This is a genomic window from Alcanivorax sp. HI0083, assembly GCF_001635175.1.
The window spans coordinates 1-565 of sequence record NZ_LWFX01000212.1; the positions used below are offsets into that span (position 1 = coordinate 1).

Sequence of the window (565 nt, forward strand, 5' to 3'; positions counted from 1 at the left end):
GCTTTGGCAATTTCATTAAAGCTGGGAAGGATGCCGCGCCAGTGATGCCCCCTGGGCCATGGTGTTCCCCACTGATCCGCTGCAGATTGCGCGGCATCCTTCCCAGCTTTACGAAATGCTGCTGGAGGGTGTGGTGCTGTTTCTGGTGTTGTGGGTGTATTCGGCCAAGCCTCGCCCGGCGGGGGCGGTGACCGCCCTGTTCGGTATCGGTTATGGCTGCGCGCGCACCTTTGTGGAATTCTTCCGGGAGCCGGACGCCCACATTGGTTATCTGGCTGGCGGCTGGTTGACTATGGGCATGTTGCTGAGCATTCCGATGATTATTCTCGGTATTGCCATGCTGGTTTGGGCGTATCGAAACGATGAGCGAGGAGTGAAGTCATGAAGCAATATCTTGATCTGCTTCGTCACGTCCGCGAGAACGGCACCTACAAGGAAGACCGTACCGGTACCGGTACCTATGCGGTGTTTGGCTATCAGATGCGCTACGACCTGAGCCAGGGTTTTCCCATGCTCACCACCAAGAAGCTGCACCTGCGCTCGATTATTCATGAGCTGCTGTGGT

1 protein-coding gene and 1 pseudogene are annotated in these 565 nt (G+C 56.6%); both read left to right on the forward strand.

The genetic code is table 11. The features are described 5' to 3' along the window. Positions 1 to 34: 34 nt before the first annotated feature. Positions 35 to 385 (forward strand): annotated as a pseudogene (locus A3754_RS02265) (prolipoprotein diacylglyceryl transferase); the annotation flags it as partial. Next, the coding region (locus A3754_RS02270; protein WP_231880445.1) for a thymidylate synthase at positions 382 to 565 on the forward strand (184 nt) is incomplete at its 3' end. The pseudogene A3754_RS02265 and the gene A3754_RS02270, both read left to right, overlap by 4 nt.